Source organism: Micromonospora sp. 050-3 (assembly GCF_046549335.1).
GTDB classification, from domain to species: domain Bacteria; phylum Actinomycetota; class Actinomycetes; order Mycobacteriales; family Micromonosporaceae; genus Micromonospora; species Micromonospora trifolii.
Genome location: NZ_JAJPVX010000002.1, coordinates 301,516 through 315,957, shown reverse-complemented (window position 1 = coordinate 315,957; position 14,442 = coordinate 301,516). Strand labels below are relative to the sequence as shown.

12 protein-coding genes, 1 tRNA gene and 1 riboswitch are annotated in these 14,442 nt (G+C 69.3%); of the genes, 7 read left to right on the top strand and 6 right to left on the bottom strand.

Annotation, left to right across the window (positions count from 1 at the left end; all coding sequences use genetic code 11):
* The first annotated feature begins 99 nt into the window (after nt 1–99).
* Both ACLJOK_RS16405 and ACLJOK_RS16400 read left to right on the top strand, forming a co-directional pair.
* Entirely contained in the window at nt 100–1,044 is a 945-nt protein-coding gene (locus ACLJOK_RS16405; RefSeq protein ID WP_410819702.1) for an ATP-binding cassette domain-containing protein, read from the top strand.
* On the top strand, nt 1,041–1,790 hold the full coding sequence (locus ACLJOK_RS16400; protein WP_410819701.1) for an ABC transporter permease: 750 nt from the start codon (nt 1,041–1,043) through the stop codon (nt 1,788–1,790). The genes ACLJOK_RS16405 and ACLJOK_RS16400 overlap by 4 nt, the downstream gene beginning before the upstream one ends.
* Here ACLJOK_RS16400 and ACLJOK_RS16395 read toward each other — a convergent pair.
* The gene (locus ACLJOK_RS16395) at nt 1,774–4,911 is read right to left on the bottom strand and encodes a BTAD domain-containing putative transcriptional regulator (RefSeq protein ID WP_410819700.1); all 3,138 of its coding nucleotides are present in this window, start codon (nt 4,909–4,911) and stop codon (nt 1,774–1,776) included. The genes ACLJOK_RS16400 and ACLJOK_RS16395 overlap by 17 nt on opposite strands.
* Before the next feature lie 208 nt (nt 4,912–5,119).
* On the opposite strand from ACLJOK_RS16395, the gene ACLJOK_RS16390 reads away from it, so the two are divergent.
* From ACLJOK_RS16390 to ACLJOK_RS16380, 3 genes are all read left to right on the top strand, one after another.
* The gene (locus ACLJOK_RS16390; RefSeq protein WP_410821512.1) at nt 5,120–6,058 is read left to right on the top strand and encodes an LD-carboxypeptidase; all 939 of its coding nucleotides are present in this window, start codon (nt 5,120–5,122) and stop codon (nt 6,056–6,058) included.
* Between the two features lie 87 nt (nt 6,059–6,145).
* Nucleotides 6,146–6,835, top strand: a complete 690-nt coding sequence (locus tag ACLJOK_RS16385) for a class I SAM-dependent methyltransferase (RefSeq protein WP_410819699.1) — start codon at nt 6,146–6,148, stop codon at nt 6,833–6,835.
* A 121-nt stretch (nt 6,836–6,956) separates the two neighbouring features.
* Complete coding sequence (locus tag ACLJOK_RS16380) at nt 6,957–7,487, top strand: 2'-5' RNA ligase family protein (protein WP_410819698.1); 531 nt, start codon at nt 6,957–6,959, stop codon at nt 7,485–7,487.
* An 88-nt stretch (nt 7,488–7,575) separates the two neighbouring features.
* On the opposite strand, the gene ACLJOK_RS16375 is transcribed toward ACLJOK_RS16380, so the two are convergent.
* From ACLJOK_RS16375 to ACLJOK_RS16360, 4 genes are all read right to left on the bottom strand, one after another.
* Complete coding sequence (locus tag ACLJOK_RS16375; RefSeq protein WP_410819697.1) at nt 7,576–8,661, bottom strand: hypothetical protein; 1,086 nt, start codon at nt 8,659–8,661, stop codon at nt 7,576–7,578.
* Complete coding sequence (locus tag ACLJOK_RS16370) at nt 8,651–9,181, bottom strand: SigE family RNA polymerase sigma factor (protein WP_410819696.1); 531 nt, start codon at nt 9,179–9,181, stop codon at nt 8,651–8,653. Before ACLJOK_RS16370 ends, ACLJOK_RS16375 begins: the two co-directional genes overlap by 11 nt.
* 166 nt (nt 9,182–9,347) lie before the next feature.
* Nucleotides 9,348–9,421 (bottom strand) — tRNA-Gly (locus ACLJOK_RS16365).
* 252 nt (nt 9,422–9,673) lie between these two features.
* Nucleotides 9,674–10,231, bottom strand: coding sequence for a pyridoxamine 5'-phosphate oxidase family protein (locus ACLJOK_RS16360; protein WP_354943795.1), 558 nt, complete (start codon nt 10,229–10,231; stop codon nt 9,674–9,676).
* A 99-nt stretch (nt 10,232–10,330) separates the two neighbouring features.
* On the opposite strand from ACLJOK_RS16360, the gene dcd reads away from it, so the two are divergent.
* Complete coding sequence (gene dcd / locus ACLJOK_RS16355; protein WP_089018323.1) at nt 10,331–10,909, top strand: dCTP deaminase; 579 nt, start codon at nt 10,331–10,333, stop codon at nt 10,907–10,909.
* A gap of 73 nt (nt 10,910–10,982) precedes the next feature.
* Here the strand turns inward: dcd and ACLJOK_RS16350 are convergent, their stop codons facing one another.
* Complete coding sequence (locus tag ACLJOK_RS16350; protein WP_410819695.1) at nt 10,983–12,023, bottom strand: NlpC/P60 family protein; 1,041 nt, start codon at nt 12,021–12,023, stop codon at nt 10,983–10,985.
* A gap of 13 nt (nt 12,024–12,036) precedes the next feature.
* A riboswitch (cyclic di-AMP (ydaO/yuaA leader) is annotated at nt 12,037–12,172 on the bottom strand.
* A gap of 235 nt (nt 12,173–12,407) precedes the next feature.
* Between ACLJOK_RS16350 and ACLJOK_RS16345 the strand changes: the two genes are divergently transcribed.
* On the top strand, nt 12,408–14,390 hold the full coding sequence (locus tag ACLJOK_RS16345; RefSeq protein WP_410819694.1) for an N-acetylmuramoyl-L-alanine amidase: 1,983 nt from the start codon (nt 12,408–12,410) through the stop codon (nt 14,388–14,390).
* Nucleotides 14,391–14,442 lie beyond the last annotated feature (52 nt).

Genomic DNA, 14,442 nt, shown 5'->3' with positions numbered 1-14,442 from the left:
CCACTGCCGAACGGGGGCCTGACGTAGTGAAACGCGGTGTCAGTGGCCGTGTCAGGGCCATGACAGGGGGGTGACAGCCCGGCCGCCGATGGTAGTTGCATGACGAGTTCAGCGATTGCAGTCTCCGGGCTGCGGAAGGCCTACAAGGACAAGGTCGTGCTCGATGGCATCGATCTGGATGTCCGTGCGGGCACGATCTTCTCCCTGCTCGGTCCGAACGGGGCGGGTAAGACGACGACGGTGAACGTGCTGACCACGTTGGTGAAGGCCGACGGTGGGACCGTACGCATCGCGGGGCACGACGCCGCCACCGAGGCCAAAGCGGTGCGCGCGGCGATCGGTGTCACCGGACAGTTCGCGGCGGTGGACGAGTTGCTGACCGGCCGAGAGAACCTGCAGCTGATGGTGGATCTCAGCCAGGTTCCCGGCAAGGACGGCACGCGGGTCGTCACGGAACTGCTGGAGCGGTTCGATCTGGTGGAGTCGGCACAGAAGCCGGTGTCGACCTATTCCGGTGGTATGCGCCGCAAGCTGGATCTGGCGATGACGCTCGTCGGCGACCCGCGGATCATCTTCCTCGACGAGCCGACGACGGGCCTCGATCCACGTAGCCGCCGCACGATGTGGTCGATCATCCGTGACCTGGTGGCCGACGGCGTGACGATCTTCCTCACCACCCAGTACCTCGAAGAAGCCGATCAGCTCGCCGACCGGATCGCCGTACTCGACCAGGGGCGTCTGGTCGCCCAGGGCACGCCCGACGAGCTCAAGCGCCAGATCCCCGGCACTCACGTCCGGCTCCGGTTCACCACCGTCGCCGAACTCGACGCGGCCGCCCGGGTCCTCACCGGCGCCACACGCGACGACGAGGCACTGGCGCTGCGGGTTCCCGGCGATGGCGGAACGGCCTCGCTGCGGGCCCTGCTGGACCGGCTCGACGAGTACGCGATCAGCGCCGAAGGGTTCTCCGTGCAGACGCCGGACCTCGACGACGTCTTCCTCGCCCTGACGGGCAGCCGCACCCAGGAGGTTTCCGCGAAATGAGCACCAAGTCCCACTCGATCGTCATGCTGCGTCGCAACTTCAAGCACATCGCCCGAAACCCGACCTCGGTGTTCAACGCGGTCCTGATGCCCATCGTGATCATGTTGATGTTCGTGTACATGTTCGGTGACGCCTTCAACGTCGGTGTCGACTACATCGACTACGCAACTCCCGGACTGATGCTGTTGGCGGTCTGTTACGGGCTGGGGGCCACCGCGACCGCTGTGAACTCCGACATGACGAAGGGCATCATCAACCGGTTCAAAGTCATGCACGTCTCCCGCGGCGCGGTGCTGACCGGTCACGTCGTCGCCAGCGTGCTGACCAACCTGGTCGCCATCGCGGCCCTTGTCGGAGTGGCCTTCCTGCTCGGATTCAGCCCGTCGGCGGGCCTCCTGGGCTGGCTCGGCGCAATCGGCATCATCGTGCTGCTCGGCTTCGCCGCCGGCTGGCTCACTGTCGCCCTGGGGCTATCGGCCAAGTCTCCGGAAACCGCGGGTCTGGCCTCCGTACCGCTGGTCATGCTGCCGTTCTTCAGCAGCGCGATCGTGCCGGCGGACAAGATGGGGCCCGGGCTGCGGGAGTTCGCGGAATACCAGCCCTTCACGCCGATCATCGAAACTCTGCGCGGGTTCCTCAACGGAACGCCGTCCAGCGGTGACGTGATCCCCGCCCTCGCCTGGTGCGTCGGCATCGCTCTCGTCGGCTACCTGTGGGCACGTTCCACGTTCACGAAGCGAGCGTGACAGCGACCAACCGATTCCAGTCCGTCCGGCTGCCTTCTCGCGCCGCCTCTGCGAAGCCCACTTCGCCGAGGCGGCGCCGTACTTCCTGCTCGATCCGGGCCACATCCGGCTGGGAATGATCCTGCCGTCCGCGCACAGCGCTGCTCGCGGCGAGCAGCCGGGCGGCGTGCTCGTACTGGTCATGGCGCAGCGCCAGGTCAGCTACGCCGACGAGTACCCGCGCGATCGAGGGTGCGTGCCCTGTCTCGGCTGCCGCCTCGCAGGCCAAGGAGTGGTGCCTACGTGCCTCACCGAGGTCGTCCGCAACATAACCGAGCAGGTCGTGTGTCACCACGCGGATGTGCGCCTGCTTCGTTTCGTCGCGCAACAGGGTCGCCGCGACACCGACCTGCCGGGCCACCTCCTCGGCATCGCCACTCCAGCGAGCGAGTTCCGCCTGTGACAAAGCCAGCACGGCCAACGCACCCGGCCACGTGACCCGCGCCGCGCATCGTCGCGCCTCGGCCATGGCAGCCGCACTGGACTTCTCATCGCCGAGCAACCAGTACAGCTGAGCCTGCCGGGACCGCATCCGGATGATGTCCTCGACGGTGCCGACCTCGGTGACGACCGCTGCCGCCTCCTCGTAGAGCTCGCACGCACCGACGAACTCACCGCGTACGGCAATCAGCTCCGCCAGCTCGGTCAGGGCGAATGAGATCCCGAACCGTTCGCCGAGTGCCCGGAACTCGGCGAGCGCCGCCACAAAATAGGCGTCCACCTCCCGACCGTCCTGGCCGAAAATGATCCGCATCTTGCCGAGTTGCAACCGGGCCAGTGCGCGTACCCAGGGATCCTCGTGGTTCAGCAGCGGTTCCCATGCGGGCAGGATCGCGTCTGGGGCTCGCAACATGCGTTCCAGCGGGACGACGAGCGCTGTCCCCGGGTGGCTGCCGTTACTGCGCTGGCTGAGCTCGTACGCCTTGTGGATCCACTCCGCCGCCTGGTGCTCGTCACCAGGCCCCGAGTTGATGAAGAGCACGACGAGCGCGTACACAGTGGCCCGGATCTCGTCGCTGACCTCACCAGCCGTTTCGGTGGCCGCCGTGATCAACTCCATGCCTTCGGTCCGGTGTCCACCGAGCCACCAGTACCAGCCGGCACCCGCGGCCAGCCGCATGGCCGCGTGCGCTTCGCCGGCGGCGAGGGCACCGCGCATCGCGGAACCGATGTTGTCGTGCTCGACTTCGAGAGTGGCGAGCCATTTCACCTGGTCCGCGCGGCGAAGCTGCGGCTCTGCGGTCTCGGTGAGTTCGGTGAAGTACGCCAGGTGCGCATGCCGCGCCAGGTCCGTTTCCCTCGCCTCGCCGAGGCGGTGCGCGGCGTACTCCTTGATCGTGCCGAGCATCCGGTAGCGCGGGGCTTCGCCGGCCTCGGCGACCAACAGCGACTTCTCGGCCAGCGCGGTGACCAGCTCGAGCACGTCCTCCTGCTCGACCTCGTCGCCGGCGCAGACCCGTTCGGCCGCTTCCAGGCTCACCCCACCCGAGAACACCGACAGCCGGCGCAGGACCGTCCGTTCGGCGTCGGTCAGCAGCTCCCAACTCCAGTCGACCACCGCGCGCAGCGTCCGGTGCCGGGGCAACGCGGTACGGCTGCCGCCGGTCAGCAGGCGGAACCGATCGTCGAGGCGCCTGGCGAGCTGGTCGATGGACATGGTGCGCAACCTGGCGGCGGCCAGTTCGATCGCCAGTGGCATCCCGTCCAGCGCCCGGCAGATCCGCGCCATCGTCGACAACGTGGAGCCGTCGACAGCCAGATCCCTCCGCACCGCGCCCGCTCGGTCCCGCAGCAGCCGGACGGCGGGAGAGGCTTCGATCTCGCCGGGGTCGGCGTCGACGTCCGGCAGGGCCAGTGGCGCGACCGGCCAGAGCGCCTCACCAGTGATGCCGAGCGGTTCCCTGCTCGTCGCGAGGATCCGCAGTCGCCGACACTCCCCGAGCAGCCGGTCAGCGAGCACCGCCGCCGACTGGATCACGTGCTCGCAGTTGTCCAGGATCAGCAACGCCTCCCGCTCGCGGATTGCGGCGACGAGCCGGTCGGCCAGCTCCATGCTCGGTGGCTCGCCGAGCAGAGCGTCCCGCAGTCCGAGCCCCGTGAGCGTCGCCTGCACGACGTCACCGTCCGCGCCGATGGCGGCGAACTCGACCAGCCAGGCACCGTCCGGCAGGTCGTCGAGCATTCTGCGCGCGGTTTCCGTGGCCAGCCGGGTCTTTCCGGAGCCACCCGGCCCGATCAGGGTCGTGAGCCGATGTTCGGCGACGAGCGTGCCGACCTCGGCAACGGCCTCGTCAGTGCCGATGAAGCTGCTCAACTCGGCACGAAGGTTGGTCTTCCGGCCCTCTTCGCGCCGTCGCACCTCGCCCCGCAGGAGCGCGACGTGCATCGCCGAGAGTTCCGGCGAGGGGTCGACGCCCAGCGCGTCGGCCAGGGCCGCACTCGTGCGCTGATACACCAGCAGCGCCTCGTTGTCGCGGCCGCTCGCGGCGAGGGCCCGCATCAACGCGAGAACCAGCCGCTCCCGTACGGGGTGCTCGGCCACCAGGTCGGTCAGCTCCGCGACAAGTTCCGGGCCGTGGCCGAGGCTGACCTCCACGTCGAAGCGATCCTCCAGGGCGGTCAGACGCAGCCTGTCGAATCGCGTGACCGCCGCGTCGAGCGCCGTGCTGTCGACCAGCCCGACGTCCTGCATCGCGGCACCGCGCCACAGGTCAAGGGCCTCACGCAACCGCCGTACCCGCTGCGGGCCCTCGTCATCGCGAGCCAGGCCGACGAGGCGTTCGAACCGTACGGCGTCGACGACGTCGGGTTCGACAATCAGCCGGTAGCCGTCCGCCTGTCCCTCGATCGACCCCTCCGGCAGCGCCTTGCGCAGCCGGGAAACCAGGCGGTGCAGGGCGTTCGCCGCGTCGGTGGGCGGATGTTCGCCCCAGATCCAGTCGACGAGGGTCCCCTTCGGGACCACGTGACCCGGGTTGAGCGCGAGAGCGGTCAGCAGCCCGCGCAGCCGCGCGCCCGGCACGTCGATGACGGTGCCGACGGCCGTGCGAACCTCGAATGGACCAAGCATCCCGACCTGCACCTGGCAGATCCTGCCATGAACATGAAAAGCATCCGGTTCTCCTGGAACCCCTACAAAATGAGATGCGCATCGGCTGGCACACCTGTTGGATCTCGACATGGTGCATGAGCTTGTTCGTCCTCGAAAGGCCCGCCCGGGGGACCGCCTCGCGGTCCTGTCGCCGTCCTTCGCCGCGGCCGGTGCCTATCCCGAGATCCACGAGCAGGCCATGCGACGGCTCGCCGACCTGACCGGCCTCGTTCCGGTCGAATACCCCACCACCCGCCAGGTAAGCGCGAGCGCGGCAGCGCGGGCGGCGGACATCAACGCCGCCTTCGCGGATCCCCAGGTACGCGGCATTCTCGCCGTCGTCGGAGGCGACGACCAGATCACTGTCATCCCCCACCTGGACGCCGACCTGGCCCGAGCCGACCCGAAGCCGTTCCTCGGCACCAGCGACAACACCAACCTGCACCACTGGCTGTGGGGCCTCGGTATCGCCAGCTTCTACGGCGGATCCTCCCAGGTGCACCTTGGCCCCGGGCCTGCCGTCGATGACATCCACGTCCGGTCGCTGCGAGCGGCGTTACTCACCGGGGAGCGGCTGGAGATCACCGATCCGGGTGAGTCCGAGGACATCGGCATCGACTGGGCAGATCCGCAGGCGTTGAAGTCCTTCGGAGAGCGCGAACCGACGGAGCCGTGGAGCTGGTACGGGCCGCGCCGCGCAGTCACCGGCCCCACCTGGGGTGGCTGTCTGGACGTCATCCAGTGGATCCTGACGGCGGGGCGCTTCCCGTTTCCTCCGGAGGTCGTGAACGGCGGGGTTCTGATGATCGAGACGTCGGAGGAGCTTCTCCCCGCCCGCGAGGTCGGCTGGATCGTCCGATCACTGGGTGAACGCGGTCTCCTCAGCGCCGTCGACGCGGTCCTGGTCGCCCGTCCGCCGGTCTCCGACCACGACCGTCGACCCGCGGCCGCGGATCGGGCACGCCTCCGCGAGCAGCAGCGGGACACGGTCGTCAGCGTGGTGAACCACTACAACCCCGAAGCGGTCATCTGCGTTGGCGTGCCATTCGGCCACACCAGACCGCAGTGGATCCTTCCCCACGGCGGCCCGGTCACCGTTGATGGCGTGGAGCGTCGCATCTTCGCCGACTACCGATAGGAGCTTTCCGACAACTATGAGGGCCAGGGGCGTGCCGCCGGGCGAAACCGGTTGCGGATCCGCTGAGCGGTCGGGGATCGTGCTCGGATGCCGACGGGGACCGGGTACCACGACGAGCTCGGTGAATTCTTCGCACAGAACGCGACCACCAGCCCCTACAACGCGTACACCGATCGGCCGGCAATGCTGGCGCTCGCTGGTGACGTCGCCGGTACGGACATCCTCGATGTCGGTTGCGGTGCCGGTCACTATGCGGCTGAACTGTTGGCGCGGGGCGCCCGGGTGACTGGCATCGACGCAAGCGCCACACTGCTCCGCCATGCGCACTCACGTGCCGTTCAGGCGCAGTTGCGCCTGCACGACCTGGAGCGGCCATTGGACTTTGCCGCTGACGCGTCCTTCGACGGGGTCGTCTGCGCGCTGGTCATCGGCCATCTGACGAACCGGCGGCAGTTGCTCACCGAGATGCGTCGGGTGCTACGTCCCGCCGGCTGGCTCGTCATCTCGACCACCCATCCGACGGCTGACTGGCGACACTTCGGCGGCTCCTACTACGACGATTCCTGGGTCGATCTGCCGCACGGGCCGGGCGCCCTCCACTTCCAGCGGATGACGCTGGAAACATTCCTCGGCGAACTCCTGGACGCCGGATTCCTACTGGAGAAGCTCGTCGAGCCACGGCCGCGCGTCGAACTCCGCAAGGTCAACGAGGACGCCTACGCCCGCCTCACCGAACGGCCGTCCTTTCTCGCTGCCCGAATGCGTTCTCGGAACTAAAAGGGTTCCTGCACACCACGCCTGTCTGACTCTCCTGCTGCCCGACGTTTGGTGGGTGCGGACCGCCCGGCGGGTGGTGAATCCGGTGGACCGGCACCGGCCGTGGTTGGAAACTGCAGGGATGGAACCGACACAGACGGCGCTCATCGTGCCGATACCCGAGGCCGAGGACGCGGTGGGCCGGTTCCGGTCATCGCTCGACCCGGCCGCCTCGTGGGGCGTGCCGGCGCACGTGACCGTCCTCTACCCGTTCCTGTCGCCGCAACAGATCAATGAGCAGGCCCTGGCGGCGCTGCGCGAGACCTTTGCCGGGATACCACGGTTCGACGTCGCACTGACGCACGTCGACTGGTTCGGTGACGCGGTCGTCTGGCTTGCCCCGCAGCCAGACCTGCCCTTCCGCGACCTCACCAAGGCAGTGTGGCAACGGTTTCCCGAGGCACCCCCGTACGCCGGGGCGCACAGCGACGTGGTGCCGCACCTGACCATTGGTCACGACGCCGCCAAGCCCGTGCTGAGCCACGCCGCGGAAACTGTCTCCGCGCACCTGCCGATCAACGCGGCCGTCGACAGGGTCCGGCTCATCGCCGGAACACCTGACGTCAGCCCGTGGCGCACCGTCTGTGAGTTCCGGTTGGGCACCCACCCTTAGCGGCGGCTGGTACGGGCTACAAGCGATCTCGGCATGACCTCCAGGCGCGGCCGGTGGCCGGATTTCCCCGGACGCCCCGCCCAACAGGTCACGGCTTGTCGATCAGCGCGATCAGTGCGGCGTCGCCCTGCGCGTTGATCACAGGATCAGGAGCGGCTCCCATTGTGACTCGACGGCAGCCGTCGAGTTCGACGTAGGTGTGCGGACCGCTGCCGGTCAACGGACTCAGCACCGCGAAGCGGCTGGCGTGGGTGTTGCACGGGTTCGCCGGCCCGGACGAGCGCAGCGCACCCTCGATCGCTGCCCGTCGGTCCTCCGGCAGCACCGTCCCGTGCGCGAAGTCGCCGGCTGGCATGCGGCTTCCCTGCCGATTCTCCGGCACGTCGTAGACGCAGAGGCGGACCTGCTGCCCGGCGGGGAGCGGCTCCGGCAGGGCCCCGGGACGGGCGTCAGGGTCGCTCGTCCTCGCCAGCGCTGTCATGTCGCAGCCCGCCGTGGGCGACTCGGCGAGCTGATGGGTTGCCACGGTGGTCAGCGGCAGGGCATGAAGGGCTTCACTGACCGTGTCGGGGAGATGGTTGTGGCAGGTAGCGAGTGGTATGCCGGGCCGTGTCCACCGGCCCTCCGCGTCGACGAGCGCGAGCCAGGGCGCCATCTGCAGGTTCGCCCGGCAGAGGCCGCCGGGATTCTGTGGCGCATCAGGCAGGCGGAGCACGGCGGCGAGGGCGGCGAGAGCGGCGGCGTCGTCGCTGCGCTGTTCCGCCACCAGCACGTCCTCGCCCCCGTTAGCGCGTTGCTCCAGCCGGCAGATGACGGCCTCGGCGGGGATGAAGTCATCGCCGAGGCGGGGCAGGGCGGCTGCCTCCTCGGTCCGGACATTGAAGCCGCGCTTGACCATCTCCGGTGCAGCCTCGACGCACGAAGTCCACTGCCCCTGTCCGCCGGAATCGCCCGCCATCGAGGGGGCACGGTTGCCATCGGTGAGGATCTGCGCCCCTCCGACGCCCAGCCCAACGGCCACGGCAACGGCAACGGCGAGCGCGGCGCTCCCGATCAGGCGCTGCCGGTGCCGGCGGACCCGCCTGGCCACCTCGACAACCCGATCTGGTGGCGGCGTCAGCGGGGGTACGGCGTTGGTCAACAGGAGCCTGATGTCCTCATCCTCACGCGTCACTTCTCGACCTCCAGGCGGCGAACAGCTCAAGATTCGGATCGGTACGCAGAATCCGTAGGGCACGGAAGGCCTGCACCTTGACCGTGTTGTGCGAGCAGCCGAGCACTTCCGCTGTCCGCTGCACCGTCAGGTCCTCGACGTAGCGGAGCACCACGATCGCCCGCTGCTGCCGGCTGAGCCGGGCCAACGCGCGGCGTACCGCGTCCCGATCGGCGGACTCACCGGCCATGTCGCCACGGGAGGGCTCGTCCGGTGGCTGGCTCGGAATCTCACTGCGCCAGCGCCGCCACCACGAGACGTAGGTGGTGAACAACGCTCGGCGCAGGTACGCCTCGGGATGCCCGGCACTCTTGATCGTGGCCCAGCGCCGCCAGACGTCCGCCAGGACCGTCTGCAACAGGTCCTCGGCCCGCCCGGCATCACCGGTAAGCAACCAGGCCGAACGCAGCAGTGCATCGGAGCGCGCCGCGACGAACTCGGCGAAGCCTTCCGGTGGCACCAGGTCCCGAGGTCGTTGCATCGTGTGTGTACCTCCCACCACTTGAACGCTGTGGAGGGCCAGCGAGGTTAACGCACGGACGGCCGGGGTTCGGGGCGTTCAGGGTCTTGTCGGCCGCGAGCGCTGCTGGCCGCAACAGCATCGAAGGCCCTGGCTGGGACTCTCGTCCTGGCCAGGGCCTTCGCAGTGGAGCGGGTGACGGGAATCGAACCCGCACTGTCAGCTTGGGAAGCTGATGTTCTGCCATTGAACTACACCCGCAAGCGGCACCACTGTACCCGAGTCGTCGGGCCCGTGCACCCAGGCACCCCCGCCGGCCGCGGCTGTCCGCGGACCGTGCCGCCGTGTTGATCCACTCGGTTTCCTGGAAGTCGGGGCATCCGGATCGCCGGGACACCGCGATATTGCGGAAGCCGAGTTGATCTTCCCGGGTGGCGGGGCGCGGGGCCCGCGCGGACGCCCGGTGCCGACTCCGGTACGACGGAGCCGGCACCGATGATCTTCCGACTGTGGTCAGGCGGCCGTGTACTGGACGTCACGGCTGAGGCGGGTCGGGCGCGCCTGCGGGACGGCGAGGGGCGCGGCCACCGCCGACGGGGCGTTTGGGTCGAGCCAGACCCGAACGGCCGGCCGACCAGGCGGGAGGCCCGGAATGCCCGCGATGTGCTGCTCGCGGCGGGTGAGCATCGCCACGTCGACGGTGAACTCGAAGAGCCGCCAGTCGACCTGCGGCTCCGCCCGGGCGCTCTGCGCCAGCTGCGCGACCCGGACCGGATCGGTCACCGGACGGGCCCGCCCCGCCACGTACGCCTCGTCGTCGCTCTCCTCAGCAGGGAACGAGTGCAGCGCGTAACGGCCGTCACGTTCAAGGTCGCGGCGCTTGGGTGAGTCGATGATGAAGCAGAACAGCCCCTCGGCGGTGATGACCGGGGAGACCGGATGGACGCGGGGCCCGCCGTCGGCGCGGACCGTGGCCAGATAGCCGAAGCCCGGCCCGTATTGCTGGAGGAGAACGCGGATCCCGTCGGCGAGTCGGGGCTCGTCGGCGGCGAATTCGGACCAGGAAGCCATGTGGGCATTCTATCGAACAAATGTACGAGCAGCGACCTCGACGCGCTGGTCACCGGCACCGAATCCGGCCACTTTTGGCAGCGCGGCTATGGTGGTCCGATGCTGCTCTCCGACCGCGACCTGGTCTCCGAGATCAAGGCCGGCACGCTGGGCCTGGAACCGTTCGAGCCCACCCTGGTCCAACCGTCCAGCATCGACGTCCGACTCGACCGGCTGTTCCGGGTCTTCAACAACCACCTCTACACCCACATCGATCCGGCCATGCAGCAGGACGACCTGACATCGGTGGTCGAGGTCCCCGACGGTGAGCCGTTCGTGCTGCACCCGGGGGAGTTCGTGCTCGCCTCGACGCTGGAGGTCATCTCGCTGGGTGACCAGCTCGCCGGCCGGCTGGAGGGCAAGAGCTCCCTGGGGCGGCTCGGGCTGCTCACGCACTCCACCGCCGGCTTCATCGACCCGGGATTCTCCGGCCACGTGACGCTGGAACTCTCGAACGTGGCGAACCTGCCGATCACCCTGTGGCCGGGCATGAAGATCGGGCAGCTCTGCATCTTCCGGCTCTCCTCGCCGGCCGAGCACCCGTACGGCTCGGTGGTCTACGGCTCGCGTTACCAGGGCCAGCGGGGGCCAACACCCAGCCGCGCCTGGCAGCACTGGCGCACCTGGCCCACCCGCTGAGGTTCACCCGCTAGCAACAAGACGACGAGGGCCCGCCGCGACGAATCGCGACGGGCCCTTCGGTCACCCAGGGTCAGCCTGGGCGGCCGTAGCTGTGGATCGGGCCGTCATCGACCTTCTTCATCTTGACCGGTTGACCGGCCTGCGAGGCGTGCACCACCCAGCCGCCGCCGACGTACATGCCGACGTGGTGGATGTCGCTGTAGTAGAAGACCAGGTCGCCGGGGCGCAGGTCGCCCTTGCTGACGTTCTTCGTGACCCGGCTCTGCGCGGCGGCGTTGTGCGGCAGCGACACGCCGGCCTTCGCCCAGGCGGCCAGCATCAGCCCGGAGCAGTCGTACGAATTCGGGCCCTCGGCACCCCAGACGTAGGGCTTGCCGATCTGTGCGCAGGCGAACTTGACAGCGGTGCCCGCAGCGCCGCCGGGGTAGCTGCCCGGGCAGGGCGCCGGGCGCAGTGGACCGCCGCCGCCGCTGCCGTACACCTTGAGACGCAGCTTCTGCAGGCGGTCGATCTCGTCGTTGATCTGCTTCTTCTTCGCCGCCAGCTGAGCTTCGGTGCGGGTCAGCTGGGCCACCATCTCGTCCAGCGGCGCCTTCTGCGCGGCCAACTGGTCGCGCAGGTCGGCCACCTGGCGTACGTCCTTCTGCTGGTTGTGCGCGAAGCGGTCGAGCATTTCGAGCTGGCCGACGACCTCGCTGGGCGACCGGCTGCCCAGCACCGCGTTGACCGTCGAGACGTTCTCGCCCTTGTAGGCGCGTACGGCCAGGGCGCTGACCTTGTCCATCGCGGCGTCGACCTGGCGCTCCAGCGGAGTGATCCGGGCGGCCAGCGCGTCGGCCTGCTTGCGCTTCGCGGCGAGGTCGGTGCGGGTGGCGTTGTGCCGTTCGATGATCGGTTCGAGCTTGTTCCAGTCGGCGTCGATCTGGCGCTCGATCTCGGCGACGGACGGGTCGGCGTGGGCCGCCGTGGCACTGCCGGTCAGGACGACGGCGATGCCGGCCAGCGCGGCGAGAGCGGTGGTGAAGCGGGACCAGCGTGGGCGCGGCACGATCGACGTCGGGCCGGCTGATGCCGACCGCTCGGACGACGGCCGCGGGGCATGGAGTGCCACCGGGGTCTCGTACTCCTTCTTCCTGACCGCCTACCGGGTTAGCTGACGGGTTCGGGCGGGAAGTCGGCGCCCTACCGCAGTGGCTGCGGATTCACCCCGAGGGACCTGGGTCCCCGGTTCGCTCGGAAACGACTCGGCGGTGTCGGTCCGTTACCGCCCGGGCTGGGCGGAGCTGCTGTCGGGCCGACAAATGACCAGAGTAGAGACGCCTGTTACCGATCCGCAACCCGTGCGGCCGTGACACTCCGTACGGATTGGACGAGGTCACCGACAGTGTGTGAAGAATTCTTTCCATCCACTTCGATAGATAGAAAGGTATTGACGTGACCTCCCGGACGGCGCGATGGTGACCTGACCTCACTCCGCGAGAATCTAGGGGGTTCGATGCACCATCCAACCCTGTCGGCCGGCTGGCGCGCACTGCTCGCCGCCACAGTGGTCGCCGCCGCGACAACGGTGCCACTCTCCGTCGGCCCGGCCGCCGCCGCGCCCACCACCGACCGCCAGCAGCAGTACGCCGCAGCGGCCACCGAGTACGGAGTGCCGGCCGTCGTGCTGCTCGGCGTCTCCTACCTGGAGTCGCGCTGGGACACCAACGCCGGCACACCGAGCACCAGTGGCGGCTACGGCCCGATGCATTTGACCGACGCCCGGCACGTGGCCGCCCTACCCGGGCGGGGCCACCACGACGCCGGTGCCGAGGATCCACGCGGCGACGACTCCCGTCCCGCCCGGGTGCCCGCGCCCCGCCCGGTCGAGGCCCCCGCGCCGTCCACCGCCGCGTTGCAGACCGTTGACGCCGCCGCCGCGTTGACCGGCGCCACCCCCGAGGCACTGCGCACCGACGCGGGCCTCAACATCCGGGGTGGGGCCGCGCTGCTGAGCGCGTACCAGAGGGATCTGGGCGCGCCGGTCGGCGCGGACACCGACCCGGCGGCCTGGTACGGCGCGGTGGCCCGCTACTCGGGCGCGGACAGCGCCGACGCCGCGGCGGCCTTCGCCGACGAGGTCTTCACCACCATCGGCGCTGGCGAAGCCCGGGTGACCGACGACGGCCAGCGGATCACCCTGCCGGCCCGTGCGGTACGGCCCGAGCGTTCCTGGTTGGACCGGCTGGGCCTGCGCCGGCTGGCCCGCCCGGACGGTGTGGAGTGCCCCCGCACCATCTCCTGCGAATGGATCCCGGCGCCCTACGAAGCGTTCGGCGACGGGGACTACGGCAACCACGACCTCTCCGACCGACCCGCGCGGCAGAAGATCGAGTACATCGTCATCCACGACACCGAGGCGAGTTGGGCCACGACCCTGCAACTCGTCCAGGATCCGACCTACGTGAGCTGGCACTACTCGCTGCGTTCGGTCGACGGGCACATCGCCCAGCACGTGAAGACCAAGGACGTCGGCTGGCACGCCGGCAACTGGTACGTCAACGCGAAGTCGATCGGGCTGGAGCACGAGGGCTTCGCGGCGCAGGGCACCTGGTACACCGAGGCGATGTACCGGACCTCGGCGAAGCTGGTCCGGCACCTGGCGCTGCGGCTGGGCATCCCACTGGACCGCCAGCACATCATCGGCCACGACAACGTGCCCGGCACCATCGCCTCGAACGTGCGGGGGATGCACTGGGATCCGGGCCCGTACTGGGACTGGACGCACTACTTCGACCTGCTGCACGCACCTCGACTGGACACCGGCACCCCGGCCACCGGGCTGGTCCGGATCGACCCGGACTACGCCACCAACCAGCCGGCGTTCACCGGCTGCGTCACCGCGGGCGTGCCCTGCGCGCCGCGTGGCTCCTCGTCGGTGGTGCTGCGCAGCGCGCCGTCCGCGGACGCGCCGCTGGTCAACGACATCGCGCTCCGTCCGGACGGCAGCCCGAACACGATGGTCGTGTCGGACCACGGGGCCCGGGCGTCCGCCGGGCAGACGTACGCGCTGGCCGGACGACAGGGCGACTGGACGGCGATCTGGTACCTCGGGCAGCGGGCCTGGTTCCACAACCCGGCGTCCGCGCCGACCGCCAGCTGGACCGTCGGCGTGGTGGCCACGCCGAAGCCCGGACGGACCACCATTCCGGTCTACGGACGGGCGTACCCGGAGCAGTCCGCGTACCCGGAAGGGGTGCCCTACCAGACAATCTCGCCGCTCCAGTACACCCTGGCGGCCGGGCAGCGGTACGCCGTCGGCGCGGTGCTGGCCGGCGAGTACTACCGGGCCAGCACGTTCGACGGCTCCTCGCCCGGCGACTGGACGGTGATTCGCGGCAAGAACCGGTACGCGCAGATCCAGTTCGGCCACCGGATCATGTACGTCGACCTCGCCGACGTGCAGCTGCTGCCGTCCCCGGTCGGCGCGCCCCGCTGAGAACCACGAAGGCCCCCGGTCGGTGACCGGGGGCCTTCGTGTTGCGCGAGGT

Coding starts and splice junctions, on each gene's coding strand:
- ACLJOK_RS16405 (WP_410819702.1), top strand. CDS start 100: ATGACGAGTTCAGCGATTGCAGTCTCCGGGCTGCGGAAGGCCTACAAG.
- ACLJOK_RS16400 (WP_410819701.1), top strand. CDS start 1,041: ATGAGCACCAAGTCCCACTCGATCGTCATGCTGCGTCGCAACTTCAAG.
- ACLJOK_RS16390 (WP_410821512.1), top strand. CDS start 5,120: ATGCGACGGCTCGCCGACCTGACCGGCCTCGTTCCGGTCGAATACCCC.
- ACLJOK_RS16385 (WP_410819699.1), top strand. CDS start 6,146: ATGCCGACGGGGACCGGGTACCACGACGAGCTCGGTGAATTCTTCGCA.
- ACLJOK_RS16380 (WP_410819698.1), top strand. CDS start 6,957: ATGGAACCGACACAGACGGCGCTCATCGTGCCGATACCCGAGGCCGAG.
- ACLJOK_RS16370 (WP_410819696.1), bottom strand. CDS start 9,181: ATGCAACGACCTCGGGACCTGGTGCCACCGGAAGGCTTCGCCGAGTTC.
- ACLJOK_RS16360 (WP_354943795.1), bottom strand. CDS start 10,231: ATGGCTTCCTGGTCCGAATTCGCCGCCGACGAGCCCCGACTCGCCGAC.
- dcd (WP_089018323.1), top strand. CDS start 10,331: ATGCTGCTCTCCGACCGCGACCTGGTCTCCGAGATCAAGGCCGGCACG.
- ACLJOK_RS16345 (WP_410819694.1), top strand. CDS start 12,408: ATGCACCATCCAACCCTGTCGGCCGGCTGGCGCGCACTGCTCGCCGCC.